Origin of the sequence: Limnospira fusiformis SAG 85.79 (assembly GCF_012516315.1) — a bacterium.
Classification (GTDB): domain Bacteria; phylum Cyanobacteriota; class Cyanobacteriia; order Cyanobacteriales; family Microcoleaceae; genus Limnospira; species Limnospira fusiformis.
The window spans coordinates 5,507,674-5,533,216 of record NZ_CP051185.1 but is presented as its reverse complement, the minus strand read 5'-3'; the positions used below and the strand labels follow the sequence as shown (position 1 = coordinate 5,533,216).

18 protein-coding genes and 3 pseudogenes are annotated in these 25,543 nt (G+C 44.6%); 15 read left to right on the top strand and 6 right to left on the bottom strand.

Annotation, left to right across the window (positions count from 1 at the left end; translation table 11 throughout):
• Positions 1-163 precede the first annotated feature (163 nt).
• Together clpS and HFV01_RS25705 are read left to right on the top strand one after the other, a co-directional pair.
• Complete coding sequence (gene clpS, locus HFV01_RS25710) at positions 164-445, top strand: ATP-dependent Clp protease adapter ClpS (protein ID WP_008054756.1); 282 nt, start codon at positions 164-166, stop codon at positions 443-445.
• A gap of 47 nt (positions 446-492) precedes the next feature.
• The gene (locus HFV01_RS25705; RefSeq protein ID WP_006622077.1) at positions 493-1,356 is read left to right on the top strand and encodes a CPBP family intramembrane glutamic endopeptidase; all 864 of its coding nucleotides are present in this window, start codon (positions 493-495) and stop codon (positions 1,354-1,356) included.
• Here the strand turns inward: HFV01_RS25705 and HFV01_RS25700 are convergent.
• Together HFV01_RS25700 and HFV01_RS25695 are read right to left on the bottom strand one after the other, a co-directional pair.
• Positions 1,328-1,561, bottom strand: a complete 234-nt coding sequence (locus HFV01_RS25700; protein ID WP_006622076.1) for a 2Fe-2S iron-sulfur cluster-binding protein — start codon at positions 1,559-1,561, stop codon at positions 1,328-1,330. The genes HFV01_RS25705 and HFV01_RS25700 overlap by 29 nt on opposite strands.
• Before the next feature lie 52 nt (positions 1,562-1,613).
• A complete protein-coding gene (locus HFV01_RS25695) occupies positions 1,614-2,030 on the bottom strand; it encodes a secondary thiamine-phosphate synthase enzyme YjbQ (protein ID WP_006622075.1) in 417 nt (138 codons plus the stop codon).
• A 453-nt stretch (positions 2,031-2,483) separates the two neighbouring features.
• On the opposite strand from HFV01_RS25695, the gene HFV01_RS25690 reads away from it, so the two are divergent.
• The gene (locus HFV01_RS25690) at positions 2,484-5,384 is read left to right on the top strand and encodes a response regulator (protein WP_006668662.1); all 2,901 of its coding nucleotides are present in this window, start codon (positions 2,484-2,486) and stop codon (positions 5,382-5,384) included.
• A gap of 434 nt (positions 5,385-5,818) precedes the next feature.
• On the opposite strand, the gene HFV01_RS25685 is transcribed toward HFV01_RS25690, so the two are convergent.
• Both HFV01_RS25685 and HFV01_RS25680 read right to left on the bottom strand, forming a co-directional pair.
• Positions 5,819-7,225: a (Fe-S)-binding protein gene (locus tag HFV01_RS25685; protein WP_006622073.1), complete on the bottom strand. Its 1,407-nt coding sequence runs from the start codon at positions 7,223-7,225 to the stop codon at positions 5,819-5,821.
• A 57-nt stretch (positions 7,226-7,282) separates the two neighbouring features.
• Positions 7,283-8,608, bottom strand: coding sequence for an FAD-binding oxidoreductase (locus HFV01_RS25680; RefSeq protein WP_193520510.1), 1,326 nt, complete (start codon positions 8,606-8,608; stop codon positions 7,283-7,285).
• Between the two features lie 39 nt (positions 8,609-8,647).
• On the opposite strand from HFV01_RS25680, the gene HFV01_RS25675 reads away from it, so the two are divergent.
• Positions 8,648-8,866 (top strand): hypothetical protein, encoded by a 219-nt coding sequence (locus HFV01_RS25675; RefSeq protein WP_035758852.1) that lies wholly within the window; start codon positions 8,648-8,650, stop codon positions 8,864-8,866.
• A 53-nt stretch (positions 8,867-8,919) separates the two neighbouring features.
• Here HFV01_RS25675 and HFV01_RS25670 read toward each other — a convergent pair whose 3' ends face one another.
• Entirely contained in the window at positions 8,920-11,628 is a 2,709-nt protein-coding gene (locus HFV01_RS25670; RefSeq protein ID WP_006622070.1) for an O-linked N-acetylglucosamine transferase family protein, read from the bottom strand.
• 227 nt (positions 11,629-11,855) lie between these two features.
• Between HFV01_RS25670 and HFV01_RS25665 the strand changes: the two genes are divergently transcribed.
• From HFV01_RS25665 to HFV01_RS32225, 10 genes and pseudogenes are all read left to right on the top strand, one after another.
• The gene (locus HFV01_RS25665; protein WP_193520509.1) at positions 11,856-12,359 is read left to right on the top strand and encodes a hypothetical protein; all 504 of its coding nucleotides are present in this window, start codon (positions 11,856-11,858) and stop codon (positions 12,357-12,359) included.
• The gene (locus HFV01_RS31350) at positions 12,347-13,927 is read left to right on the top strand and encodes a calcium-binding protein (protein WP_318285961.1); all 1,581 of its coding nucleotides are present in this window, start codon (positions 12,347-12,349) and stop codon (positions 13,925-13,927) included. The genes HFV01_RS25665 and HFV01_RS31350 overlap by 13 nt, the downstream gene beginning before the upstream one ends.
• 25 nt (positions 13,928-13,952) lie before the next feature.
• Positions 13,953-14,180, top strand: a pseudogene (locus tag HFV01_RS31345) (calcium-binding protein); the annotation flags it as partial.
• On the top strand, positions 14,154-14,555 hold the full coding sequence (locus tag HFV01_RS31340) for a bluetail domain-containing putative surface protein (RefSeq protein WP_318285960.1): 402 nt from the start codon (positions 14,154-14,156) through the stop codon (positions 14,553-14,555). The pseudogene HFV01_RS31345 and the gene HFV01_RS31340, both read left to right, overlap by 27 nt.
• A gap of 283 nt (positions 14,556-14,838) precedes the next feature.
• Positions 14,839-16,452, top strand: a complete 1,614-nt coding sequence (locus HFV01_RS25650) for an FG-GAP repeat domain-containing protein (RefSeq protein WP_193520508.1) — start codon at positions 14,839-14,841, stop codon at positions 16,450-16,452.
• Positions 16,424-17,581: a Calx-beta domain-containing protein gene (locus HFV01_RS25645; protein ID WP_318285959.1), complete on the top strand. Its 1,158-nt coding sequence runs from the start codon at positions 16,424-16,426 to the stop codon at positions 17,579-17,581. Before HFV01_RS25650 ends, HFV01_RS25645 begins: the two co-directional genes overlap by 29 nt.
• Before the next feature lie 113 nt (positions 17,582-17,694).
• Positions 17,695-17,901: a PPC domain-containing protein gene (locus HFV01_RS31335; protein WP_318285958.1), complete on the top strand. Its 207-nt coding sequence runs from the start codon at positions 17,695-17,697 to the stop codon at positions 17,899-17,901.
• 318 nt (positions 17,902-18,219) lie between these two features.
• Positions 18,220-20,742 (top strand): annotated as a pseudogene (locus HFV01_RS31330) (Calx-beta domain-containing protein).
• Positions 20,729-21,661: pseudogene (locus HFV01_RS25625) on the top strand (Calx-beta domain-containing protein); the annotation flags it as partial. The pseudogenes HFV01_RS31330 and HFV01_RS25625, both read left to right, overlap by 14 nt.
• A gap of 33 nt (positions 21,662-21,694) precedes the next feature.
• Positions 21,695-21,844 (top strand): hypothetical protein, encoded by a 150-nt coding sequence (locus HFV01_RS32225; RefSeq protein WP_368663582.1) that lies wholly within the window; start codon positions 21,695-21,697, stop codon positions 21,842-21,844.
• Between the two features lie 130 nt (positions 21,845-21,974).
• Here the strand turns inward: HFV01_RS32225 and HFV01_RS31325 are convergent, their stop codons facing one another.
• Positions 21,975-22,100: a hypothetical protein gene (locus HFV01_RS31325; RefSeq protein ID WP_318285957.1), complete on the bottom strand. Its 126-nt coding sequence runs from the start codon at positions 22,098-22,100 to the stop codon at positions 21,975-21,977.
• Positions 22,101-22,171: 71 nt separating this feature from the next.
• On the opposite strand from HFV01_RS31325, the gene HFV01_RS31320 reads away from it, so the two are divergent.
• Positions 22,172-25,543, top strand: a complete 3,372-nt coding sequence (locus HFV01_RS31320; protein ID WP_318285956.1) for a Calx-beta domain-containing protein — start codon at positions 22,172-22,174, stop codon at positions 25,541-25,543.

The following is a 25,543-nucleotide window of genomic DNA, read 5'->3' as shown; positions in this document are numbered from 1 at the left end:
TATTAGTTAGCAGCGCCTCGCCAAGTTATTGTCAATTTGATCAGGAATTGGGCTGAGTCTAGCCAGCCTTCAATAGCCTGATGGTCTGATTATGGCTTTGGTCTGCTTTGGTATCGATAAATTCCCCGATCACTGTAACTTTGTAAACGGAGGAGATGGTTCTGTGTCAACCCAAACCGTAGAAAAGACTTCCACAAATCGGAAGTTAGCACCACGCTATCGGGTTCTGCTCCATAATGATGACTATAACCCCATGGAGTATGTGGTACAAGTGCTGATGAGTACCGTTCCCGGCCTGACTCAACCCCAAGCTGTTAGTATTATGATGGAGGCTCACACTAATGGCTTGGCTTTGGTGATTACCTGCGCCCTCGAACACGCTGAGTTTTATTGTGAAACTTTAAAAAATCATGGCTTGACCAGTACCATAGAACCTGACGAGTAGTGGTAGACTGCTCTGATGGAAGATAATTTCAGCTATATTGCGATCGCTTGTTTAATCTCTCTCACCTAGTCCGCCGCCCTGTCCCGGTTCGGTTGGGGCTGTTTGTGGTTCTATTGCTGCTAATTTGGCTTCCCCTGGCTATTCCCATTTATTGGCTAGGGGGCGACCCCAATTTGGTGAGTATCATTACCCTAGTTTTACTATATTGTCAGTTTTTGATTTTACTGCAATGGTGGGGAAAATCGGTTTATGGTCAGCCTCGTTATTTGCGGGTCTGTGGTCTGGAAATTAGTCGCCGCAGCGGTGAGGGTTTGTTAATTGGTTTAGGCTTGGGTTGGGTTGGGGTTCTGGGAATATTTGCGATCGCTACTGGGTTCGGCTGGCTCAAGTGGCAACCTTTCCCCGCCAATTTCCCTATAATTATCATTGAGAGTTTATTGGTATCTTTGGGGGTAGGATTTGCTGAGGAGTTGTTATTTAGAGGTTGGCTACTAGAAGAATTACGGCGGGACTATTCCCCCGTCAAATCTCTCTGGGTGAGTAGTGTTATATTCGCCCTACTCCACTTTATCAAACCTTGGGAAGAAATTGTGCGAACCTGGTTACAATTTCCGGGTTTATTGCTATTAGGGATAATTTTAGTTTGGGCAAAAGATGCCACCCGCACCCCTAATCATCCTCATGGTTCTTTGGCGTTAGCCATAGGCTTACACGGCGGTTTAGTTGGTGCTTATTATATCATAAATGTGGGAGAATTAACCATGAATTTAGGAAAAGTTCCCCCCTGGGTGACTGGCATTGATAGAAACCCCTTAGCCGGGTTATTGGGGTTACTGGGTTTAGGGGCGATCGCCATCATTATCCGACAGCTTAACCCCAGTGCTACCAAGCCGGATCAGAATACAGATTAATAGTCATTTTTTCCCTTCCGGCTGGTACAGAACTAATACAAGAGCAGATAATTTCTCCATCATCTAATTCCACCTCGCAGGCGTGACAGGAACCCATTAAACAGCCCGTCGGAATCGAAACTCCCGCGCGGTTAGCCACTTCTAATATAGGTTCTCCTGGTTCAGCTTCCACAGTCACATTATCCGGCAAAAATTCGATTTTCATAGTTAGTTAGTCTCCATGAGAATTTGCAAGTTGTTAATCAATCAAATTTGGACTAATTCCCCATAATATGAATTACCAGTTCTCGATAGGAGCCACGGCGGCGATGTTCCCAGAGATATAGTCCTTGCCAAGTTCCCAATACTAGCCGTCCTTGGGAGATGGGAATTTGCTCAGATGTATTAGTTAAAACACTACGAATATGGGCAGGCATATCGTCCGGTCCTTCCGCGCTGTGGATGTAGTAATCTCCTTCTGGCACTAATTTAGACAGGAAATTTTCCAGGTCTTCTAACACATCAGGATCAGCATTTTCTTGGATAATGAGACTAGCAGAAGTATGGCGGATAAATACCGTACAAATACCCGTTTGGATCTGAGATGTTTCTACAGCTTCCTGAATATAACGGGTAATTTTAGCCAAAGATTTCCCCTGGGTCTTAATTTTCAGAAAGTGTTGATACTGATTCATACAACCATCTCCATATTGACATCATCTCCGGTTTAAAGGCGCGGCGATTCCTAATAGGGGCGGGTTTATACGCGCGACTATTTCCAGCAGGTTATTGGTGAACCCCTCCCGTACAATTCAGGGACGGACAAATCGAGCTTTCCACCTCCGAAGCCGCAGCACGAAAGCAAGTTTAGCTAAAGGTCCCCCGGTGGAAAACTGGAATTTCCGCGTTAATTTCCGCCGGGAGGCTGGGGAGACGATCTAGTGTGTCCCACTTTACCCCCGATTATGTTAATCTTGAACTTATGTTACAGCCTATACCTAGATTATATTGTGGCATCACTATCAATCAGCCTAAAAGGTGGGTCAGAAGGGAATTATCGGGTTATTATCGGCATTTACCGCCTCTGAGCCACCCTAAAGAGCCACCTATTATGGATCAACCCTAACCGCTAAAGAGTGCGTCAGTCAATGTTTCTCCCAACTCCACCCAACTCCGATCCGTTAGTCCTTACCCTTGGTATTAGCGCCATGATTAGTATGGTCGCCAGTTTGACCTTAGTTAGATGGCGAAAACCCGCCAGCGCGGAAATAATAGACACTATCAAGCGATCGCAGTCTTTCCTACAGCAGATGGGTTGTATTGTGATTGTACTATCTTTAGAAGGCAAGATTGTCGAGTGGAATCATGCCGCCGAGGAAATTTCCGGCTATCGACGGGAGGAAGTGATAGATCGCAATTATTGGATGCTATGTCTACCAGAATCAGTCCGTGATGGGGTGAAATTCCGTTATCTGCAAGCGATCGCCACTCAACAGCAAGTTCATGTACATCATATCCTATTGGGTAGTGACGGACGACAACAGCAAGTTAATTTCCAAATAGTTCCTTGGCGTAATTATTGCGGAGAAATTCTAGGTGCGATCGTCACCGGGGAACCCGTAGCTTGTAGTCCCGACGGTTCATGTGAACAAGAATTAGAATGTGAACGACTACAACAACTGATATCCTACCTTCCCCTACCCATCGCCATGTTTGATACAGAAATGCGATACCTGGCTTATTCAGAGGGATGGATTCAGCATTTAAAGCCGCAGATATACTCATTAATCGGTTTAAATCATTATGATGTATTTCCTAACGTAAAAAATGACTGGAAGTTAGCCCATAAAAAAGCCTTGCGCGGCGAAAAAGTGTCGGCTTTAGAGGATTCCTGGATTCGTGAGGATGGTTCTCTGATTTATCATGGTTGGACTGTGGGACCTTGGTATCGTAATTCTGGAGAAGTTGGGGGAGTAATTCTAGTCATTATTCCCTTAAATAATCTAGTCGAAACTCGCAACGCTGCTTTAGATGCCGTTCAATTCAAGTCTCGATTTTTAGCGCAAATGAGTCATGAAATTCGCACCCCCATGAGTGGAGTTTTGGGGATGGTTGAATTGTTAATGCAAACTCATCTCACACCCCAACAAAAAGATTACACCCAAACCATTTATCGCAGCGCTAAACATCTATTAACTGTAATTAACGAAATTCTGGATTTATCCAAACTAGAAGCCGGAGAAACTCACCTAGAATCCCATGACTTTGATTTACAAGATTGCCTAGAAACCGTAGTGGATCTGTTGGCGGTTAAAGCTGAGGATAAACAACTAGAACTAATTATTTTGTTAGAACCGAATCTTCCCCGATATTTAAAGGGTGATGGGATGCGTTTACAGCAGGTTCTAATTAACTTAGTCAATAATGCTATTAAATTTACCAAATCCGGTCATATTATTATCAGAGTGACTCCCAGAGTAATTAGTCAAGATCACATTAATATTTACTTTGCCATAGAAGATACAGGAATGGGGATTTCTGATGAACTTCAACCCCAATTATTTCAGCCTTTTTCCCCTGCTAGTTCCGCCACTAATCGTCAATATGGTGGCACGGGATTAGGTTTATCAATCTGTCAGCACTTAGTGAATTTAATGGGGGGTGAAATTGGGGTTAAGAGCCAAGAAGAAGAAGGCTCTATTTTCTGGTTTAACGCCACTTTTTTACCATCGGAATTATCGGAAACTTCTGCCCCCAAAGAATTGAAAAATATGAGTTTATTGGTAGTTGAAAATAGTAGTTTAGTCAGGCATTCAGTTAGCTGCATAACTCAGCCATGGGGAATACAAGTAGAGACAGCAGATACCTCTAAAATTGCCTTAGATAAATGGCATCATCAACAGGCTAAAGGTTCCCCGTATAATCTGATTCTCATGGATTTAGAGTTACTAGACCGCCATGGTGCTAAATTACTAGGACAGCTTTATAAAACCTCTAGTGATTCGCCAACTCAGCTAATTTTAATGAGTAGTATTAGTCAGCGAAATCGCGCCGAACAGGTGTTAAATTTAGGGGATTTTGTATATTTAGTCAAGCCGATCGCCCCCCTGCGATTACTGCGAAGTTTTGCCAAAGCCCTGGAACTTGATATCCCTAATTTAGACCATCACCTTGATAAGTCTTGGGATGATGTATTGATGGGATCGTCCTTTCCCGAAACTCCCAAACCACCATGTTGTCATCTCTCCCAAACTAACGATAAACTCAGGGCTTCTATACCTCTAAAAATTCTCCTAGCTGAGGATGACTTAGTTAATCAGGAAGTGGTTTTAACTCAACTGCAACAATTGGGTTATGTCGCTGATGCTGTGTCGGACGGAGAAGCGGTTTTACAACATTTAGAAACACAGCATTATGATTTAATCTTAATGGATTGTCAGATGCCTATTTTAGATGGTTATGAAACTACAGCCAGAATTCGCGGTAGCCAAAACTCCCAACGACCTCCTATCATTATCGCTTTAACTGCTAGTGTAATGCCTTCCGATCGCGATCGCTGTCTACAAGTGGGAATGGATGACTACATCACTAAACCTATTGATTTACAGGCTTTAGTCAACGTGATTAATCGTTGGGTTCCGGTTTGTCTGGAAACCCAAAATCCAACACCCACCACAGCCAATCATCAGCCACCTTTAGATAGTCCGGTTGATTGTCCGGTTGATAGCGATCGCCTCAATAAGTTATTTAAGGGAAAAACCGAGTATAAGTATCGTCTGTTAACCACCTTTATCCATCAAGCACAACAACGAATTGAGACTCTCAATAAAGCGATTAATACCTCGAATTTTGCCGAAATCAAACAGCAAGCACACGCCTTGAAAGGGTCTAGCGCCAATGCTGGTATCTTCCACATTCCCGCCATCTCTCAGGAGTTAGAAAACCTCGCCACCCAACAAAACCTGGAAGCTATCCCACCCCTAGTCAAACAGCTTCAGCATCACCTGGACTTGGTGAAAGACTTTGTGGAAATGATGAAAAATCCATAAGCGATCGTCTTCTGCGTCCCACCTGATAATTAACAATTGTAGGGGCGGGTTCTGCTGTCAATTCAATTCCCCACCCGGCTCTAAATAAACCCGCCCCACCCGGTCATTAATTATTAATTATTAATTATTAATTATTAATTATTAATTATTAATTATTAATTGTAGGGGCGGGTTCTGCTGTCAATTCAATTCCCCACCCGGATCTAAATAAACCCGCCCCACCCGGTCATTAATTATTAATTATTAATTATTAATTATTAATTGTAGGGGCGGGTTCTGCTGTCAATTCAATTCCCCACCCGGCTCTGAATAAACCCGCCCCACCCGGTCATTAATTATTAATTATTAATTATTAATTATTAATTATTAATTATTAATTGTAGGGAGGGACTGACGCACCTGTGTTAATTAGCTTTTGCTAATCTCAGGGAGAATTAAATTTTCACCCCCCGAATAGAATCATCTAATAACTCCATAGGATGCTTGAGAGTAACCCGCTTTCCTTGTAATTCCAGATGCTTCTTAATTTGCAAAGAACACCCTGGGTTAGCCGAAGCAATTACAGTCGCCCCAGTATTGAGCAGATTTTGTACCTTTTGCTGTCCCAACTCATCCGCCACTTCTGGCTGTAACATATTATAAACCCCGGCGCTACCACAACACAAAGCCGCATCGACAGGTTCTCGCAATTTCACCCCAGGAATTTTGGTTAATAACTCCCTCGGTTGACTGCTAATTTTTTGTCCGTGTAACAGGTGACAAGCATCCTGATATACAATAGTTAAATCCTCCCCTTCCACCAAAGGAGATAAGTGCGCCGTTAACCCCACTTCCGCTAAAAACTCCTGTACATCGCGGACTTTACCTGCAAATTCTTTCGCCTTGTCTCGATATTCGGGATCATCCCTCATAATGTGACCATATTCTTTTAAAGTATGACCACAACCGGCGGCATTAATAATAATAGCATCAACCCCAGTGTCGGCAAAACTATCAATCATTTGTTTAATCAAAACATGGGATTGTTCCGTTTGTCCTTGGTGTTCAGGAAGTGCGGCACAACAGCCTTGAGATTTAGGGATAATCACCTCGCAACCATTAGCCGTTAATACCCTAGCGGTGGCTTCATTTACCGGAGAGAAAAATAGCCTTTGTACACAACCTAAAATCATCCCGACTCGATAGCGTTTTTCCCCTTGTGCGGGAATTACTGTGGGTAAATTGTCCTGAAAAGCACTAGAGTTAATTTCCGGCAAAATTGATTCCATCGCCGCCAGTCTGGGGGAGATTTTGGGCAATAATCCGGTAGACCGCACTAGGTTTTTAATCCCCAATTTTTGATATAAATACAGGGGAACTAACAGGGGACGCAGACGGTCGGGATAGGGAAATAAGCTGAAAATCAATGTGCGAATTAAGCGATCGCCTAAATTTCGGGGAACATTTCTTTCCACCTGGGGACGGGTGGCGGCGATGAGACGGTCATATTGAACCCCAGAAGGACAGGTGGTGACGCAGGCTAAACAACCTAAGCAACTATCAAAATGTTCGCTGGTGGCTTTAGCAAGGGGTGCTTCTCCCTTATTAATAGCATCCATCAGGTAAATTCTACCCCTGGGGGAGTCCATTTCTTTACCTATTACCCGATAACTAGGACAGGTGGCTAAACAAAACCCACAATGAACACAGGTATTAATTAAGTCTGGCGGCGGCGGATTATTCTTGTCAAATCCGGGAAAATTTGCCGAGGGTTCTAGGTGGGGGTTTTGGTCTAAAAAGTTGCTTTCTTTCGCGGGAATTTGATTTAAATTAGCCTCAGAAGACTTATCAAAAGTTTGCATCTTAAAATGGTATGAATGATTAAACTACGGAGTGAATTAGCCGAAACAATCCATTATTTAAATCCCAGCAAGAAATCGCTGATGATTCAGAAGATTTTGGGGGTCAAATTGCTGCTTAATCTTAGCCATGAGGTCTAAGGCGTTTCCCCGGTATCCCCAAACTTCTATTTGTTGTTTAATGGTTAATGGTGCTTCTAAAACCGACAGGAAACCACCTTGATTATTACACAACTGCCGCAGATTTTGCAACGGCTCTGGTTGAGTCTCATCAAATCGCATTAATCCCAAACCACTGCTACCATGAATGACGGCGGGAGTTTGACATTTCGCCAAAGTGGTGGCTGCGTCCGTGGGAGTGATACCGACTTTACAAATAATGCGATCGCCTTGGGAACCTTGCCAAATTTGCTGTTTTAATTGCTGCCAAAAATCCCCGTCATTTTCCCGAATTATAGTTGAGTTTAAATTGAGTTGATTACCGACTTCTACCAGGCGATCGCCTTGTAGTTCCACACTTTCCCGGATACTTTGAAATCTGACAGCCAAACCCATGGATTTTTCCCCAGAGAGGCGAGCCACTAATTCCGGGGAAATCAAATCCATAGCCACCGGAGTCAAAGCCGAGGCTAAGATAGTTGCAAAACAGGTAGCGATCGCATCTGAATCTCCTGTTAACAGGACCGTATGGGATGCTTCTAAACAGGGATATAAACGCAGGGTAACTTGAGTAATAATGCCCAAAGTTCCGTAGGAACCCGTTAGCAACTTCATCAAGTCATAACCCGCGACATTTTTAACTACCCGACCCCCAGCTTTAGCAATTTTACCATCAGACCGGACAAAAGAAATTCCCAGCAGCATATCGCGGATACCTCGATATCGATGACGCAGAGAACCACTATCTCCAGTAGCAATAATTCCGCCAATAGTAGCATCATCCTGATAGCAGGGGTCAAAGCCTAGGAACTGTCCTTGTTTAGCCAAAATTTGCTGAAGTTCCCGATATTTCATACCAGCTTCTACCGTTACAGTCAGGTCTCCCACCGCGTGTTCAACTAAGCGGTTGATTTTCTGGGTACTAATAGCAATAGAGGGGTTTTTCACCGGGTTTCCCCAGGTAATTTTGCTACCTTTCCCAAACGGTAAAATTCCTAACTGGTGCCGTGCCGCATAGGTGGTTATTGCAGCTAGTTCCTCCTGAGTGGGGGGATACAGAACGCATTGGATAGCTGAACCGGGGGCGATCGCTGCTTCCAGGTTAGCACGGACAGATTGATCCAGGTCGTCCCAAGTACATAGGTTACTGTTGGCGGCGACGGTGGCTATTTCCTCTAAGTTCAGAGGTTTTGATGTCTGGGATAATTCCTGACTAGCTATAGACATCGCACAGATTGAGTTATTTTACACTTCACTATAGCAGTTTTGCGAAAATCTGCACAACTGGCTAACTCAATTCCCGATCATTCTAGTCTCGCTGTGTATGAAAGCGCCCATAGGTTGATTAATATAGACTTTCGCGCCGTTTTCCTTCCCACCAGCTATATACTATTTGAGTATAATATATATTTGGGCAATAATTTCCATCAGCAATTATCCTTAATTTTCCCCAAGCTGATTTCCCGGGTGGGAGTTGTAGGTTAGGTTACTACACCCCATCCAGCAGCCATATATATGTCCCCACATATTCCCCTTAATTAAGACTGATAATCTTGCCAGAGTTGGGCAAATGCTATTTCCATTTGTGCTGAGTAAGTGCGGCTATTCAAGAAATTAGGCAACGAATAAGGAGGCATTTTTTGTTGAATTTTTTGGCGAGTTTGCTGACGAAATTCGGCACTATTACCCAGGGATACACTCAACTTAATATAAGTCAATTCATCATCAGCAATAAAATCCCACAATTCCAACTCTTTCATCAAAGCAGCACCTTGTCGAGAGCGCAAATAATTACCTTCCCAAGTTACTGTAGGCAAAGCCACTTCCAGGGGTTCAACGAGGGAATTAGCACCCGCAAAAGGGTAAGAGTCCAAATAAACATCTGCTAGTTTTAACACAGCTTTCACTTCCGCACGGTTCGGCAAATTATTCAACAAAATCAATCGAGATGCTGCCACATTATAGACCTGGAATCGTCTATGTAGATTATGGATAAAAGGTATAGTCGCGTATATCTTTGACCAACTCGAGCCAAAGGGATATAATAGCAACACCGAATTAGGTACAGACGCTAAAATTTTTGCCCAAGTATCCCTCAAATTCGGAATAATTTTAAAAAAGTTAGCCCCGGAAACAAAGATAATTGATTCTTCAGGAATCCCTAGTTTTTGGCGAGTAATTTCTCGGTTAGTCTCCATAGGTTCCCAACTATAATTAAAAGCAAAACCAGTCCCGGGAATTAAGACTAATTTTTCTTGATAGTGGCTCGCAGCATCAGGGGGTTCTGTCAAAGTTCCAGAAATATAATAATCCATATTTTTGATTCCTGTGGTCATAGGAGAAGCAAAATAAGTAGCTTGTATTCTGGCTAATCTATGTAAGGCTAGTAAAATTATCGGTTGTGCTGCTGTCGTTAAAATTGAGCCCACCAAAAGAATATCTAAATTATCATCAAGTATTACCGCAACTTGTTCTCGGATTCCCTGGGGAAGTTCCACCCATTTATCAACAAGATTTTTACAATATTCTTCCATAGGTGTTTGTGTCTCATTAAGAACATAAACAATTACCTCAAATTTCTCTCTATTCAGAAATTCAAATACAGGAATCGTCGTAAATGTTTCCGAAGTTCCATCAAAATTGGATTTTAAAATTCCGATCCTAATCCGGGAGCGATTAGCCGGTCTGGGCGGCAAATTAATATCTAATTGATGACCAGCCTTTTCCAGCAAAATCGACAATATTTTTGCCCTTTTAACCGCTAAATTTTTGAGATTGATTTCGGCAAAATATAAAGGCATGAAATTAAATAAATCCCCTAGATATTTAGCAATATCAAGCCAAAGTTTGGCAACGCTTTCGGCGGCAATTTTTTGCTCAATTATCTTAACTATGTGAGAAATATAATTGGTATAAATTTCGATATCTTCGGTGTTTTGAAAAACTTCAGGTAATTCTAACATAAACTCTAAGAAGTCATTAATAAACCATCTAGGTAGAGCCATAGCATCATAATTAATCATGAACTGATAGGCTGGCTTGTATAGCATCAAAACCAATAGATATCTGAGAGCATTTGATGGGTGGAATTGTTCTTGATTAAACTGTGATAATATTCCCCGACAAAAATCTTGCTCATGGTCAGTTAATGGCTCATATTTAATGCCACTATTAACCAAAATTTTATGGCTTTTCCCTAAGTGGCTATGGTAACAGTCTTTGAGAGATTCTGCTGTCAACCAAAACTCCGCTATTTTTTGACGATATTCTCGCAGTTTAGTTAAAGGAAACTCCCAATAAATATGGTTTTGATAGTCTTGTACTGTTTGACTAACCAAACCCAAAAACTTCTGCGAATTTGGATGTAGTTGCTGTTCAATGGATTTTTGATATAGTTGAACAATCATTTTCTCTAATGATGTAGCTTTTTGTAACAATAGTTCTCGGGAAAATTGACTCGGTAAGTCGGCTACAGCATCCAGATTTTCTAAAAGTTCAAAATAGTTATTTGACGAAACCTGAAACAGCAATTTTACCAAAGGATGATCTTCAGGTAAACTCTTGAGTATTTGGGGATTATAAATTGATTTTAGCACCTTTCCGCCTGCGGGAATATCCGCAAGTCCTAATTTAGAATTTAATAAATTTACCAAAATATCTGGATGTTTAATCAAGCTATTTATATGAACTAAAATACATTGGTGATCATGCCTTTTATAAAAATCCAGGAGATGCAAATTATAATATCGCCAAATTTTTAAACATGATTCAGGATGGAGTTGAAAAAAAGGAATATTGAGACGCAAAATAGAATCCAGAACATCCCAAGGATATCGATAGACCAAAATATAATAAGATTCCGGAATAATCTGATGCCAAAAATCCAAGAGCAAGGTAGTGCGTGGATCTTTCCAGCCCCAAATTTTACCGGGAGTTTTTCGAGATGCAATTAATTGTTCAGCCATAGTCAGGTAACTGGTGATTTTATATTGATTTAGCCATTCACTATCAGTCCATCCCCAATCAGGAAATCCGGTTTCATCACCTCGACAACAACTAGCTAAAAGTTGACGCTGAAAAGTCAAAATTTCCACATCTTCAAAATATCCTTTAGGATTAGCATAATCTCCTTTCAGAAGATGAGAACCTAAGTCTACACCCATCGCCGCTAAAAATGATGCGGTTAGGGAAGTTCCAGAACGGTGCATTCCGGTAATAATTAATGCTGAAATATTTGTAAGTGACATGAACTTATGATAATTTTACAGGTACATATAATTTATTATAACCACGATTTTTGCTAGATCACATCCCTGAATATTAGAATATTTGTTAACAATAATAAAGTTTTATAAATAAACATTAATTTTTCCACCAAAAGGCACAGTTTCAAAAGTGATTGTTAGACTGTAATTGTACTGACTTGTTTTACAAGGATAGATTATGGGTAGGCTAATACGAGGTACTGATGGCAATGATACCCTGGTTATATGGTTTCACCGGGAATGTATTTCGCGGTGGTGACGGAGATGATAGCTACATGATTAGCTATGGTGGTTTTGGAATAGCTCAATTTGGTAGTCGTATCGAAGACAGTGGTGGACAAGATACCCTAACCATCGAAAGTAATTTTAGACCAGGAACTCCCATTGAGCTAAATTTAAATGGATTTTTAGCAGGAGTAGTGGGGGTAGCGCGACAAGACCAAAATCTGCTACTAGACCTCAATGAAGATGGTGAATTTTCCCCTGAAGATGATTTAGTAGTGGTAGACTTTTTCAACGCTGCTGGTACTGGTGCGGGGACAGGTTTTATTGAAACCGTAAATGACTTACCGGGACAACAGATAATTAACCAAGTTCCGGTTCTGGGTAGTGACACGGTAACTGATGGCCCTAATATTATCACTGGTACAGATGGTGATGATACCCTGTTCGGAACCAACAATAATGATAGCATCTGGTTATGGGTAGGCTAATACCCTCGTTGGTGGCGGGAGGTACTGTGGCTGGTGCGGCGAATGATACCCTGGTTGCTAGTTGTCTGGGTGAAAATACCCTTAGTGGAGGTGCTGGGATGATCTTGTGGGCGTTAGCAGCTGGTAACACGTGCTGCATCTTTCGGGGTTTCAGAATCTCCACATATAGTTTCACCGGGAATGTATTGCGCGGCGGTGACGGAGATAATACTTACATCATCCCATTAGCATTCTATGGTCAAGCTGGTAGTCGGATCGAAGACAGTGGCGGACAAGATACCCTAACCATCGGAAGTAGTTGGAGCCCAGGAACTCCCATTGACCTAAATTTAGATGGATTTTTAGCAGGAGTAGTGGGGGTAGCGCGACAAGACCAAAATCTGCTACTAGACCTCAATCGAGATGGTGAATTTTCCCCTGAAGATGATTTAGTAGTGGTAGACTTTTTCAACGCTGCTGGTACTGGTGCGGGGACAGGTTTTATTGAAACCGTAAATGACTTACGGGGACAACAGATAATTAACCAAGTTCCGGTTCTCGGTAGTGACACGGTAACTGATGGCCCTAATATTATCACTGGTACAGATGATGATGATACCCTGTTGGGAACCAACAATAATGATAGCATCCTCGGTCTGGGGGGGAACGATCGCCTTGTTAGTACAGGTAAAGGTAATGATACCCTCCTCGGTGGTCCGGGAAATGATACTCTCGTTGGTGGCTTGGGGGATGATTTCCTGCGCGGCGGTCCGGGAAATGATAGTTTAGTGGCTGGTGCGGGAAACAATAGGCTTTTCGGCGATGGTGGTAATGATACCCTGGTTGGTAGTTTTCTGGGTGAAAATACCCTTAGTGGAGGTGCTGGGAATGACTCAATTGTGGGTTATGAAAATGATCTGGTCTTAGGAGACTCTGGTAACAATGTTCTGATTGCTGCATCTTCAAATGTAACTCTTGAAGGTGGTTCGGGTAATGATACTCTCAGAATCTTCGCATATAGTTTCACCGGGAATGTATTTCGCGGTGGTGACGGAGATGATAGCTACATGATTAGCTATGGTGGTTTGGGAATAGCTCAATTTGGTAGTCGTATCGAAGACAGTGGTGGACAAGATACCCTAACCATCGGAAGTAGTTTGAGACCAGGAACTCCCATTGAGCTAAATTTAGATGGATTTTTAGCAGGAGTAGTGGGGGTAGCGCGACAAGACCAAAATCTGCTACTAGACCTCAATGAAGATGGTGAATTTTCCCCTGAAGATGATTTAGTAGTGGTAGACTTTTTCAACGCTGCTGGTACTGGTGCGGGGACAGGTTTTATTGAAACCGTAAATGACTTACCGGGACAACAGATAATTAACCAAGTTCCGGTTCTCGGTAGTGACACCGTAACTGATGGTCCTAATATTATCATTGGTACAGATGATGATGATACCCTGTTCGGAACCAACAATAATGATAGCATCCTCGGTCTGGGGGGGAATGATGACATTTTTAGTTCCGGTAAAGGTAATGATACCCTCCTCGGTGGTCTTGGCAATGATACCTTGATCTGTCAGACGCGGTAACAATTTCTTAGATGGAGGTCCGGGAAACGATCGCCTCGTCGGTGGTGTCGGTCATGATACTTTAATCGGTGGCGCAGGTCGCGATACTTTAATCGGTGGTAAAGGTAACGACTTTTTAGATGGAGGTCCGGGAAATGACCGCCTGAATGGTGGTCCCGGTAACGACACCCTCAACGGCGGTCCGGGTCGGGATATTCTCACTGGTGGTCCTGGTGCTGATGTCTTTGTGTTCCAGTTTGGAGAATCGAGGGTAGCTGCTCCTGACCGGATTACCGATTTTGAAATCGGTACTGATAAAATTGACCTGCTGAACCGACGCGGAGGCGATATCGGTGCCCCAGATAATTTTACCCGCGCTCCAAATAACAATGCTCCTACCTTGCGTAGGCTTGTTAATCAGGTATTTCGTAATGCTGATGGCGGACAACCCGGACAACAAGAATTAGCACCTAATAGCGCCGTATTCGTCAGAGCAACTAATCCCGATATTCGCGGTACTTATTTGGTCATTAATGATAATGTTCCTGGTTTTCAGCCTCAGAATGATTTGGTGATTAATATCACTGGATATACTGGAGATTTACCGGGGTTCGGCGAGATTCCGCTTGAGGATTTCTTTGTGATTTAATTGTTCCGCTTGGGGGATAATTTCTATCCCCTCAAGTTCCTCGTTATATCCAGGTGGGGTGGAATTTCGGTTCCGCCCTGCTGCTTAGATGTTTTGGCAAAGATACCGATTATATAATTATCAGTCAAGTTCAGGGATTTGTCAAGAAAAAATATCATTTTTTTTTAATAATTCAAGCGTTGACGTTATCTCTAAAAAAAATTATAATGGCTGTTATGGGAAAAGGCGATCGCCTTTACCATCTCATCTGGATGAAATATATATAACTACCAGGTAAAATATCATGGACAACACCCAAGAAGTATTAGATATTTGGTGGCTGGACTCCCTGGAATCTCTGAATCCCCTACCAGCACTGGGATTCATTGGGGATGTATCGGTCGAACCACTGACAGCAGCAGCAGAAATACAGACGGCATTAACTAAGGTTAACCAACAATTAACAGAGTTTGTCGCCTCGGCTAGTTTTGCAGCCGATTTACAAACCGCTTTCGGTGCATATACGGATGTGGAATTGGGTAAAACTATTATAGAGGCTTTGGGAGACGGTAGCCAACTCCCAGAGATGATAGTAGTTTCAGCGGAGTTGATGAATGGTGTTAATGGCGGTTTTGACTCCCTCACGGGTACGGTGTATTTATCTGATGCCGTAATTAACAGTGAGAAACTGGTGGATGTTGTTACCGAAGAATTCGGACATTATCTCGACTCCCAATTGAACGAAATCGACTCCCCAGGAGATGAGGGAGAGTTATTTATGCGCCTGGTGAATGGGGAAGTGTTGAGTGAAGCTGATATCACCCTGTTAAAAAATCAAGATGATGTTGTAAATATTCTGGGTGGTTTGGTGCAAGTAGAGGCGAGTCAGGATGTTTCTTTTAGTGAGGCTACTAACTTCGATGTTGGCAGTTACCCTTATGCTATTACTGTAGGGGACTTGAACCGAAACAGAAAGCTAGATTTAGCTGTAGCCAACTACTCTGGTAGTAACGTCTCACTATTATTAGGAAAGGGAGATGGCACTTTTGATTTGAGTGATACTAATTTGACTGTGGTGAATAATCCTACGCTGATTGCGGCGGGAGATTTGAATGCCAATCGCAATTTAGACTTAGTAGTTATGAATCAAAGCACGAGTTCTAATAACTTAACAGTGTTAGAAGGCATTGGTTCTGCCAGCTTCATTGGGGACAACTTTAACACCGGAAGCGAGTCGGGTGCGAGTGACTTTTTACTGGTAGACTTAGATGGCGATCGCAATTTAGACCTCATCGTGATGAATCAGGGTTATTCTGACCAGATATCAGTGCTATTAGGAATTGGTAATGGTACCTTTAGCAATGCCACCAACTTTAATTCTGGTGACTATCCTTATGCGATCGCAGTGGGAGACTTTAATGGAAACCGGAAGTTAGATTTAGCAGTAGCAAGTGGTAGCAGTGGCGCATCAGTCCTATTAGGAGACGGAAATGGTGGCTTTGGTGAGGCTACCATGGTTGATACTGGAGGTCCTGCTTATGACATTGCAGTGGGAGACTTCAACAATGATGGTAATTTAGATTTGGTAGTGACCGACCACAGCAGTCAAGCATGGATTTTATTAGGAAGGGGAGATGGTACTTTTAGGAACGCTATTGGTTTTCCGGCTGGAAGTTCTCCTCAAGCCATGGCGGTGGGAGACTTCAACCTTGACGGGAATTTAGATCTGGCAGTGGTCAACCCTTCCTCGGATAATCAAGTATCAGTATTATTAGGCAGAGGTAATGGTACTTTTATGAGTCCTGTTAGTTTTGCTGTCGGTAGTTATCCTTGGGATATTGCCGTCGGTGACTTTAACGGTAACGGACTCGATGATTTGGCGGTAGTCAATGATGGGTCGTCGTGGTCCTGGTCATAACGTATCTATCCTCCTCAATACCACATTATCTGGTAGCCCTATTAAACCCAATATTACCATCAGAGATACCAATGTCAAAGAAGGCGATAGTGGTCAGACGAATGCTCGTTTTGTGGTCACATTAGATAATCCTAGCAGTGAGAGAGTAACAGTTAATTATGCTACCGCTGATGGTACGGCTACCGTGAGTGACCGAGACTATCGACACACCACCGGAAGGCTGATATTTCAACCCGGTCAAACCCGCCAAGTCATTAATGTTCCCGTGTTTGGAGATACCAAAGTCGAACCCGATGAAACCTTTACCGTCAACCTGAGTAACCCTGAAAATGCGGAATTAGCAAGGCGACGTGCTACCGGAACTATTCTGAATGACGATGATGATGATTTACCGCAAATCACCATTGCAGACACGGAAATTATAGAAGGAAATAGTGGTCAGACTAATGCTCGTTTTGTGGTCACATTAGATAATCCTAGCAGTGAAAGGGTAGTGGTTAATTATGCTACCGCTGACGGTACAGCCACTGTCAGGGACCGAGACTATCAAGAAACCACCGGACAACTAATATTTAGGCCCGGTCAAACCCGCCAAGTCATTAATGTTCCCGTGTTTGGAGATACCAAAGTCGAACCCGATGAAACCTTTACCGTCAACCTGAGTAACCCTCGAAATGCGGCATTAGCAAGGCGACGTGCTACCGGAACTATTCTGAATGATGATTATAATGATTTGCCGACAATCACCATTGCAGACACGGAAATCACAGAAGGAAATAGTGGTCAGACTAATGCTCGTTTTGTGGTGACATTGGATAGCCCTAGCAGTGAAAGGGTAGTGGTTAATTTTGCTACCGCTGATGGTACGGCTACCGTGAGTGACCGAGACTATCGAGAAACCACAGGAAGGCTGGTATTTCGCCCCGGTCAAACCCGCCAAGTCATTAATGTTCCGGTGTTTGGGGATACCAAAGTCGAACCTGATGAAACCTTTAGGGTGAACCTAAGTAACCCTCAAAATGCGATCTTAGGACGGCGACGTGCTACTGGAACTATTCTGAATGATGATTTCCGGGGGATAATAACCAACAACCTGAACCACCGGACGATCGCTTTTCTAATGCGGTAAACCTGCGTACACTCACCGGAGAAATTGTCAGGAATGACCGCATTGGCTATGTAGTAGGAGGCGAGCGCAATACCGATGACTATTACCGCTTTGACCTCAATCGTGAAGGTACTGTGAGAATCAACCTTGATGACCTATTTGCCAATGCTAACCTGCAATTGTTGGGTAGTGATGGTGAGTTGATATCCCAGTCTAATAATCTAGGTAAAAACCCCGAAACTATCACCGCTAGAAGACTTGAACCCGGAACTTATTATGTGCGGGTATTTCCCCACCTGGCGGCACGGACTGAATACAGATTGAGTATTGACTTGGTTTAGTTAAATGATGTGGGGTGGGGATGTTTAACCCCACCTCCTCACCACCTAGCAATAGGGGTGGGGGGTGAAAACCCCTATATATAGGGCGGCACGGATTCCCATTCTTTAATGGTAAGTCAAGTCAGCGGATTTGTCAAGGGGTAAAAGTGGGTTTTTTGGGCTGTGAAAAAACCGTGATTTTTGGCGATCGCTTTCAAGCTGTGGGGGTTGACATTATATGTTAGAGAGAATAGAATGGTCATGGTGGGGGAATGTGAGGACAGATACTATTTGATAGATTGGCTTGGCTATCTATGCACAAAAACCAGGTGAAATATTATGGAAAATACCAGAGAAATCTTATCGGCTATAATGCCAGAACCATCGGATTATCCGAATCCCCTACCCCCGGTGGGATTCAGCGGTGATGGGTCGGTAAATCCACTGACAGCAGCAGCCCAAATCGAGGCGGCATTAACTCAGGTTAACCAACAATTAACAGAGTTTGTCGCCTCCGCCAATTTTCAGGGAGATTTACAAACCGCTTTCGGTGCATCTACCGATGTGGAATTAGGGGCAACTATTATTAAGGCTTTGACTCAGGGAGAGACACCAGAGATGATGGTGCTTTCAGCCAGAGCCATGAATGGTGCGGATGGTGCTTTTGACTCCCTGACGGGTACGGTGTATTTATCGGATGCGATAATTCACAGTGAGAAACTGGTGGATGTGATAACCGAAGAATTTGGGCATTATATAGACTCCCAATTGAACGAAATCGACTCCCCAGGAGATGAGGGTGAGTTATTTATGCGCCTGGTGAATGGGGAAGCGTTGACAGAAGCAGATATCACTGGGTTAAGGAGTCAGAATGATTGGGGTTTCATCTGGGTAGAAGGAGAACCCGTAGCAGTACAGATGTCAGGGTCGCCAGAGTTCGCCTGGACGCGCCTGTTGGGCAGTGGTGAGTGGGACGAGGCTCGTGCCCTGACCACCGGTAGTGATGGGTCTATTTATGTGGCGGGCTCGACTTGGGGCGACCTAGATGGACAAACCAATAGTGGTAGCAGTGATGTCTTTATCACCAAGTATCAGCCTGATGGCACTAAAGACTGGACGCGCCTGTTGGGAACCTAGTGGGAGGGACGAGGCTCATGCCCTGACCACCGGTAGTGATGGGTCTATTTATGTGGCGGGCTTGACTTGGGGCAACCTAGATGGACAAACCCATAGTGGTCGTGGCAGTGATGCCTTTATCACCAAGTACCAACCTGATGGTACTAAAGACTGGACGCGCCTGTTGGGAACCAGTAGTTGGGACGAGGCATCAGCCCTGACCACCGGTAGTGATGGCTCGATTTATGTGGCGGGCTGGACTGGGGGCGACCTAGATGGACAAACCCTTAGTGGTGACTGGGATGCCTTTATTACCAAGTACCAACCTGATGGCACTAAGGACTGGACGCGCCTGTTGGGAAGCCGTAGAGGGAGCAAGGCATCAGCCCTGACCACCGGTAGTGATGGCTCGATTTATGTGGCGGGTAGGACTGAGAGCGACCTAGATGGACAAACCAATAGTGGTCGTGTTGATGCCTTTATCACTAAGTATCAGCCTGATGGCACTAAAGACTGGACGCGCCTGCTGGGAAGCCGGAATTTTGACGAGGCATCAGCCCTGACCACCGGTAGTGATGGCTCGATTTATGTGGCGGGTAGGACTTGGGGCAACCTAGGTGGACAAAGAAATAGTGGTCGCGGTGATGGCTTTATCACCAAGTATCAGCCTGATGGCACTAAAGACTGGACGCGCCTGTTGGGAAGCAGTGAGGACTGACCGAAGGCTAGTGCCCTGACCACCGGTAGTGATGGCTCGATTTATGTGGCGGGCTCGACTGATGGCAACCTAGATGGACAAACCAATAGTGGTGGCTGGCATCCTGATGCCTTTATCACCAAGTTTCAGCCTGATGGAAGTAAAGACTGGACGCGCCTGTTGGAAACCAGGGGTTGGGACAAGGCTCATGCCCTGACCACCGGTAGTGATGGCTCGATTTATGTGGCGGGTGGGACTACGGGCAACCTAGGTGGACAAAGAAATAGTGGTCGCGGTGATGGCTTTATCAGCAAGTTAATTATTGCTGATGATGAGGATGAGGATTTACCGCAAATCTCTATCAGAGACACCCAGGTAAAAGAGGGAGATAGTGGTCGCACCAATGCTCGTTTTGTGGTGAGATTAGATAGCCCTAGCAGTGAGATAGTGACAGTTCGTTATGCTACCGCTAACGGTACAGCTACCGCTGGAGAAGACTATCGACAAACCACAGGAAGGCTGATATTTCAACCCGGTGAAACCCGCCAATTTATCAATGTTCCCGTGTTTGGAGATACTAACATAGAACCGGATGAAACCTTTACCGTCAACCTCCGTAGACCTCAAAATGCGGAATTAGCCAGGGCACAAGCTACCGGAACTATTATCAATGATGATTTCCCGCAAATCACCATTGCAGACACGGAAATTATAGAAGGAGATAGTGGTCACACCAATGCTCGTTTTGTGGTGACATTAGATAATCCTAGCAGCCTGAGAGAGTAGTGGTTAATTATGCCACCGCTGATGGTACGGCTACCGCTGGGGAAGACTATGAACGCACGACGGGAAGGCTGATATTTCGCCCCGGTCAAACCCGCCAAGTCATTACTGTTCCCGTGTTTGGAGATACGAAAGTCGAACCGGATGAAACCTTTATGGTGAACCTCCGTAGACCTCAAAATGCCCAATTAGCCAGGGCACAAGCTATCGGAACTATTATCAATGATGATGATTACTGGCGACCTAGGTGGTGGACAAACCAATAGTGGTGGTTCTAGGGATGCCTTTATCGCTAAGTACCAACCTGATGGAAGTAAAGACTGGACGCGCCTGTTGGGAACCAGTGGGAGTGACGAGGCTTTTGCCCTGACCACCGGTAGCGATGGCTCTATTTATGTGGCTGGCTATACTGAAGGCAACTTAGATGCACACGCCAATAGTGGTGGCTTCGATGCCTTTATTACCAAGTACCAGCCTGATGGCAGTAAAGATTGGACGCGCCTGTTGGGAACCCTTGAGAATGAAGGGGTTTTTGGTTTGACTACCGGTAGGGATGGGTCGATTTATTTGGGGGGCTGGACTTCAGGCAACCTAGATGGACAAACCAATAGTGGTGGCGAATGGGATGCCTTTATCAGCAAGTACCAGCCTGATGGCATTAGGGACTGGACGCGCCTGCTGGGAAGCAGTGAGGATGATGTGGCTCGTGCCCTGACCACGGGTAGTGATGGCTCTATTTATGTGGCGGGGGAGACTACGGGCAACCTAGGTGGACAAAGAAATAGTGGCGACTATGATGCCTTTATCAGCAAGTTAATTGTTGATGAGGATGAGGATTTACCCCAAATCACCATTGCAGACACCCAGCTAAAAGAAGGCGATCGCGGTCAGACTAATGCTCGTTTTGTGGTGACATTAGATAATCCTAGCAGCCAGAGGGTAACAGTTAATTATGCTACTGCTGACGGTACAGCTACGGTCAGAGACCGAGACTATGAACGCACGACGGGAAGGCTGATATTTCGCCCCGGTCAAACCCGCCAAGTCATTAATGTTCCGGTGATTGGAGATACGGAAGTCGAACCTGATGAAACCTTTACCGTCAGCCTCAGTAACCCTCAAAATGCGGAATTAGCCAGGGCACAAGCTACCGGAATTATTCTGAATGATGATTTACCCGATTTATAGTGGCTTTGTCAGCAAGTTATATTATTCCTGATGATGATTATGTATCGTGATTTCCTGCCTATAACAATTGTAGACACGGAAATCAGAAAAGGCGATCGCACTAATGCTGGTTTGGTGGTGACATTAGATAATCCTAGCAGTGCAGGGGGGGAGAGCGACCAGTCAAACGGTATTGCATGATTACTGAAAGGGCTGTGAATTTTCTGGGGTGGGGATGTTTAACCCCACCTCCTCACCGCCTAGCAATAGGGGTGGGGGGTGAAAACCCCTATATATAGGGCGGCACGGATTTCCATTCTTTAATGGTAAGTCAAGTCGGGGGATTTGTCAAGGGGTAAAAGTGGGTTTTTTGGGCTGTGAAAAAACCGTGATTTTTGGCGATCGCTTTCAAGCTGTAGGGGTTGACATCATCTGTGAGCGACCATAGAATGGTCATGGTGGGGGAATGTCAGGCCAGATACTATTTGATGGGTTGGCGAGTTATGCAAAAAAACCAGGTGAAATATTATGGAAAATACCAGAGAAATCTTATCGGCTATAATGCCCGAACCATCGGATTATCCGAATCCCCTACCCCCGGTGGGATTCAGCGGTGATGGGTCCGTAAATCCACTGACAGCAGCAGCACAAATCGAGGCGGCATTAACTCAGGTTAACCAACAATTAACAGAGTTTGTCGCCTCCGCGAATTTTCAGAAGGATTTACAAACGGCGTTCGGTGCATCTACGGATGTGGAATTAGGAGCAACTATTATTGAGGCTTTGAGTCAGGGAGAGACACCAAATCTGAAAGTTCTTTCCGCTACATCGATGAATGGTGCGGATGGCGCTTTTGACTCGGTGACGGGTACGGTGTATTTATCGGATGCCATAATTCACAGTGAGAAACTGGTGGATGTGATAACCGAGGAATTTGGGCATTATATAGACTCCCAATTAAACGAAATCGACTCCCCAGGAGATGAGGGTGAGTTATTTATGCGGTTAGTGAATGGGGAAGCCTTGACAGAAGCAGATATCACCGGGTTAAGAAATCAGAATGATTGGGGTTTCATCTGGGTAGAAGGAGAACCCGTAGCAGTACAGATGTCAGGGTCGCCAGAGGTAGACTGGACGCGCCTGTTGGGAACCAACAATAATGATAGCATCATGGGTAGGCTAATACGAGGTACTGATGGCAATGATACCCTGGTTGCTAGGTCTGGGGATACCCTAGAGGCTTTAGCAGGGAACAACAGTTTCAGCATCTCCGCATATAGTTTCACCGGGAATGTATTTCGCGGTGGTGACGGAGATGATAGATACATGATTCGCTATGGTGGTTTTGGAATACCTCAAGCTGGTAGTCGCATCGAAGACAGTGGCGGACAAGATACCCTCAGCATCGAAAGTAGTTTTAGACCAGGAATTCCCATTGACCTAAATTTAAATGGATTTTTACCAAGAGTAGTGGGGGTAGCGCGACAAGGCCAAAATCTGCTACTAGACCTCAATCGAGATGGTGAATTTTCCCCTGAAGATGATTTAGTAGTGGTAGACTTTTTCAACGCTGCTGGTACTGGTGCGGGGACAGGTTTTATTGAAACCGTAAATGACTTACCGGGACAACAGATAATTAACCAAGTTCCGGTTCTGGGTAGTGACACGGTAACTGATAGCCCTAATATTATCACTGGTACAGATGGTGATGATACCCTGTTCGGAACCAACAATAATGATAGCATCCTCGGTCTGGGGGGGAACGATCGCCTTGTTAGTACAGGTAAAGGTAATGATACCCTCCTCGGTGGTCCGGGAAATGATACTCTCGTTGGTGGCTTGGGGGATGATTTCCTGCGCGGCGGTCCGGGAAATGATAGTTTAGTGGCTGGTGCGGGAAACAATAGGCTTTTCGGCGATGATGGTAATGATACCCTGGTTGGTAGTTTTCTGGGTCAAAATACCCTTAGTGGAGGTGCTGGGAATGACTCAATTGTGGGTTATCAAAATGATCTGGTCTTAGGAGACTCTGGTAACAATGTTCTGATTGCTGCATCTTCATCAAATGTAACTCTTGAAGGTGGTTCGGGTAATGATACTCTCAGGAGCTTCGCATATAGTTTCACCGGGAATGTATTGCGCGGTGGTGACGGAGATGATAGCTACATGATTAGCTATGGTGGTTTTGGAAGACCTCAAGCTGGTAGTCGTATCGAAGACAGTGGCGGACAAGATACCCTAACCATAGCAAATTATTTGAGCCCAGGAATTCCCATTGACCTAAATTTAAATGGATTTTTAGCAGGAGTAGTGGGGGTAGCGCGACAAGGCCAAAATCTGCTACTAGACCTCAATCGAGATGGTGAATTTTCCCCTGAAGATGATTTAGTAGTGGTAGACTTTTTCAACGCTGCTGGTACTGGTGCGGGGACAGGTTTTATTGAAACCGTAAATGACTTACCGGGACAACAGATAATTAACCAAGTTCCGGTTCTGGGTAGTGACACGGTAATCTCTATTGCAGACACTCAGGTAAAAGAAGGCGATCGCGGTCAGACTAATGCTCGTTTTGTCGTCACATTAGATAATCCTAGCCCGGAGAGGGTCACAGTTAATTATGCTACCGCTGACGGTACAGCTACGGTCAGAGACCGAGACTATCGACGCACGACCGGAAGGCTGGTATTTCAACCCGGTCAAACTCGCCAAGTCATTAATGTTCCCGTGTTTGGGGATACCAAAGTCGAACCTGATGAAACCTTTACCGTCAACCTCAGTAACCCTCAAAATGCCGAATTAGGAAGGCGACGTGCTACGGGAACTATTCTGAATGATGATTTCCCCCAAATCTCTATCAGAGACACTAAGGTAAAAGAAGGCGATCGCGGTCAGACTAATGCTCGTTTTGTGGTCACATTAGATAATCCTAGCCCGGAGAGGGTAACAGTTAATTATGCTACCGCTGACGGTACAGCTACGGTCAGAGACCGAGACTATCGACGCACGACCGGAAGGCTGGTATTTCAACCCGGTCAAACTCGCCAAGTCATTAATGTTCCCGTGTTTGGGGATACCAAAGTCGAACCTGATGAAACCTTTACCGTCAACCTCAGTAACCCTCAAAATGCCGAATTAGGAAGGCGACGTGCTACGGGAACTATTCTGAATGATGATATTATAGTGCCCCAAATTACGATCGCAGACACCCAGCTAAAAGAAGGCGATCGCGGTCAGACTAATGCTCGTTTTGTGGTCACATTAGATAATCCTAGCCCGGAGAGGGTAACAGTTAATTATGCTACCGCTGACGGTACAGCTACGGTCAGAGACCGAGACTATCGACGCACCACGGGAAGGCTGGTATTTCAACCCGGTCAAACTCGCCAAGTCATTAATGTTCCCGTGTTTGGGGATACTAAAATCGAACCTGATGAAACCTTTACCGTCAACCTCAGTAACCCTCAAAATGCCGAATTAGCAAGGCGACGTGCTACCGGAACTATTCTGAATGATGATTTCCAGGGGGGGAATAATAACCCCAGACCTGAACCACCCGACGATCGCTTTCCTAATGCGGTAAACCTGGGTAGACTCACCGGAGAAATTGTCAGGAATGACCGCATTGGTTTTGCATCAGCAGGCGATCGCAATACCGAGGACTATTACCGCTTTCACCTCAATCGTGAAGGGACTGTTCAAGTGGTTTTGGATGACCTATTTCAAAATGCTAACCTGGAATTGTTGGGTAGTACAGGGGAGATAATTAATCAATCCAGAAACCCTGATATTGATCCAGAAATGATCACCCAACGAAGACTTGAACCCGGAACTTATTATGTGCGGGTATTTCCTCACCTGGCTGCACGCACTCCATACAGGTTAAGCATTGACTTGGTTTAG

Bases quoted from the DNA above. Each gene is read 5' to 3' on its own strand.
- HFV01_RS25700 (WP_006622076.1), bottom strand. From the start codon at position 1,561: ATGAAAATCGAATTTTTGCCGGATAATGTGACTGTGGAAGCTGAACCA.
- HFV01_RS25695 (WP_006622075.1), bottom strand. From the start codon at position 2,030: ATGAATCAGTATCAACACTTTCTGAAAATTAAGACCCAGGGGAAATCT.
- HFV01_RS25690 (WP_006668662.1), top strand. From the start codon at position 2,484: ATGTTTCTCCCAACTCCACCCAACTCCGATCCGTTAGTCCTTACCCTT.
- HFV01_RS25685 (WP_006622073.1), bottom strand. From the start codon at position 7,225: ATGCAAACTTTTGATAAGTCTTCTGAGGCTAATTTAAATCAAATTCCC.
- HFV01_RS25680 (WP_193520510.1), bottom strand. From the start codon at position 8,608: ATGTCTATAGCTAGTCAGGAATTATCCCAGACATCAAAACCTCTGAAC.
- HFV01_RS25670 (WP_006622070.1), bottom strand. From the start codon at position 11,628: ATGTCACTTACAAATATTTCAGCATTAATTATTACCGGAATGCACCGT.
- HFV01_RS25665 (WP_193520509.1), top strand. From the start codon at position 11,856: ATGATACCCTGGTTATATGGTTTCACCGGGAATGTATTTCGCGGTGGT.
- HFV01_RS31350 (WP_318285961.1), top strand. From the start codon at position 12,347: ATGGGTAGGCTAATACCCTCGTTGGTGGCGGGAGGTACTGTGGCTGGT.
- HFV01_RS25650 (WP_193520508.1), top strand. From the start codon at position 14,839: ATGGACAACACCCAAGAAGTATTAGATATTTGGTGGCTGGACTCCCTG.
- HFV01_RS25645 (WP_318285959.1), top strand. From the start codon at position 16,424: ATGATGGGTCGTCGTGGTCCTGGTCATAACGTATCTATCCTCCTCAAT.
- HFV01_RS32225 (WP_368663582.1), top strand. From the start codon at position 21,695: ATGATGATTATGTATCGTGATTTCCTGCCTATAACAATTGTAGACACG.
- HFV01_RS31325 (WP_318285957.1), bottom strand. From the start codon at position 22,100: ATGACCATTCTATGGTCGCTCACAGATGATGTCAACCCCTACAGCTTG.
- HFV01_RS31320 (WP_318285956.1), top strand. From the start codon at position 22,172: ATGGAAAATACCAGAGAAATCTTATCGGCTATAATGCCCGAACCATCG.